Genomic DNA, 2,701 nt, shown 5'->3' with positions numbered 1-2,701 from the left:
CGCCCCCGCCGCGCCGGCCTCTTCGGGCAGCCTGTGGCTGGCCGTGCTCGGCGCGCTGGTCGGCGGCCTGATCCTGAACCTGATGCCCTGCGTGTTCCCGATCCTCGCGCTCAAGGTGCTGGGCTTTACCGCGCACGGCAGCCAGCTGCGCGAGCAGCGCCATGCCGGCCTGGCCTATACGGCCGGCGTGGTGCTGTCCTTCCTGGCGCTGGGCGCGCTGCTGCTGGCGCTACGCTCGGCCGGCCAGCAGCTGGGCTGGGGCTTTCAGCTGCAGTCGCCGCTGGTCATTGCCGCACTGGCAGCGCTCTTTACCGTCATTGGCCTCAACCTGGCGGGCATGTTCGAATTTGGCAGCTTTGTACCCAGCAGCCTGGCGGGCAAGCAGGCCAAGAGCCCGATCACCAATGCCTTCCTGAGCGGTGTGCTGGCCGTGGCCATTGCCTCGCCCTGCACGGCCCCGTTCATGGGCGCATCGATGGGCCTGGCCGTCAGCCTGCCCGCTGCCGAGGCCTTGCTGGTGTTTGCCGCACTGGGCCTGGGCATGGCCGCACCCTATCTGCTGGCCAGCTGGATCCCTGCCGTGGTGCGCTGGCTGCCGCGCCCGGGCGCCTGGATGGACACCTTCCGCCGCGCGATGGCCTTTCCGATGTTTGCCACCGTGGTCTGGCTGGTCTGGGTGCTGGGCCAGCAAAGCGGCATCGATGGCGCGGCTACGCTGCTGGCCTTGCTGGTGCTGCTGGCCGCGCTCGTCTGGGCGCTGGGCCTGCAAGGCCGCGCACGCTGGGGCTTTGCGGTGCTGTCACTGGCCGGTGGCCTCTACCTGGCCACCGCCATGGGCCACAACCTGACCACGCCCGCCCCTGCGCCCGGCCAACAGGCCAGCGGCGCGCTGTGGCAGCCCTGGTCGGCGCAAAAGGTCGGCGAGCTCAATGCCACGGGCAAGCCGGTGTTTGTCGATTTCACCGCCGCCTGGTGCGTCACCTGCCAGTACAACAAGCGCACTACCTTGAGCGACAGCCAGGTGCTCGCCGCCTTTGAAGGCAAACAGGTGAACCTGCTGCGCGCCGACTGGACGCGCCAGGACCCTGCGATCACCCAGGCACTGAACCAACTGGGCCGCAGCGGCGTGCCGGTCTATGTGCTGTATGCACCGGGCAAGGCGCCACAGATCCTGTCCGAAGTGCTGAGCGTCAAGGAAGTGGTGGACGCGGTGACGCAGCTTTAAGACCTCTCCAATGAGAAAAGCGCCGGTTGTGCCCGGCGCTTTTCGTTTCTGCAACGCTTACACCCCCCGCTCAGCGCCGCTGCGCCGCCAGCTTGCGCACCTCGCGCACCAGCTGGTCCACCTCGTCAAAGGTGTTGTAGAAGGCCAGCGAGGGCCGCACGGCGGTCTCGACCCCAAAGCGGCGCAGGATGGGCTGCGCGCAGTGGTGGCCGGTGCGCACGGCGATGCCTTCGGCATTGAGCGCCTGGCCCACCTCGTCGGTGCTGTAGCCCTCCAAGGTAAAGGCCAGCACGCTGGCCTTGCCGGGCACGGTGCCGATCAGGCGCAGCCCCGGGATGCTGGCCAGCTGCGCCATGCCATAGTCCACCAGTGCATGCTCGTAGCGGCTGATCTGCGCAATGCCGATGCGCTCCACATACTCCAGCGCCGCGCCCAGACCCACCGCATCGGCGATATTGCCGGTGCCTGCCTCAAAGGTATTGGGCAAGGGCTGGTACACGGTTTTCTCAAAGGTCACATCGGCAATCATGTTGCCGCCGCCCTGCCAGGGCGGCATGGCCTCCAGCACCTCGCGCCGGCCCCAGAGCACACCAATGCCGGTGGGTGCAAAGATCTTGTGGCCCGAGAAGACAAAGAAGTCCGCGCCCAGCTCCTGCACATCGACAGGGGTGTGCGCAATCGACTGCGCGCCATCGATCAAGGTGGTGATGCCCCGGCGTTTGGCGATCTCCACCACCTGCTTGACGGGAACCACCGTGCCCATCACGTTGGAGACATGGCCGATGGCGACGATCTTGGTGCGGTCGTTGATCAGCTTCTGGTACTCATCGAGCCGGATCTGGCCCTGGTCGTCGACCGGAATCACCCGCAGCCGGGCGCCCTTGGCCGCCGCCAGCTGCTGCCAGGGAACGATGTTGGCATGGTGCTCCAGGTGGCTGATGATGATCTCATCGCCTTCGCCCACATTGGCCCCGCCCCAGGCCTTGGCCACCAGGTTGATGGCCTCGGTGGTGCCGCGCACAAAGACCACCTCGCGCGCCTCGGGGGCGTTGATGAAGCGCCGCACCACCTCACGCGCATGCTCATAGGCATCGGTCGCACGCGCGGCCAAGGTGTGGGCCGCGCGGTGGATGTTCGAGTTCTCATGCGCATAGAAATGGCTGATGCGCTCGATCACCTGGCGCGGCTTGTGCGTGGTGGCCGCATTGTCCAGCCAGACCAGCGGCTTGCCATTGATGCGCTCAGCCAGGATCGGAAAGTCGCGCCGCACTGCCTGGACATCAAAACCGGGATGGCGGTCCTGCTGCGCAGCCACAGGCGCCGCATCGGCATGCGGATGCGGCTTGGCCGGCGTGACAAAGCCATTGGGCAGCTGCACGGCATGCACAAAGTAGTACTGCGGCGCAGCGCCTGGCCCTGGGGGCTGGTTCGCGGGCTGGCCCAGCGGCGGCACATCGGCCGCGCGCGGGCCGCGCA

General features: G+C 67.4%; 2 protein-coding genes. One reads left to right on the top strand and one right to left on the bottom strand.

The features are described 5' to 3' along the window. Positions 1-1,225: protein-disulfide reductase DsbD (locus H928_RS0106230; RefSeq protein ID WP_021025719.1), on the top strand; the 1,225-nt coding region annotated here is incomplete at its 5' end. Between the two features lie 70 nt (positions 1,226-1,295). On the opposite strand, the gene H928_RS0106225 is transcribed toward H928_RS0106230, so the two are convergent. Then, positions 1,296-2,701, bottom strand: a 1,406-nt coding sequence (locus tag H928_RS0106225) for a family 2A encapsulin nanocompartment cargo protein cysteine desulfurase (protein WP_021025718.1), incomplete at its 5' end; no start/stop codon positions are given.

Origin of the sequence: Comamonas sp. B-9, from assembly GCF_000410635.1 — a bacterium.
GTDB lineage: Bacteria > Pseudomonadota > Gammaproteobacteria > Burkholderiales > Burkholderiaceae_C > Comamonas.
Note: the sequence above shows the minus strand (reverse complement) of the source record. Positions and strands in the feature narration are given on the sequence as shown.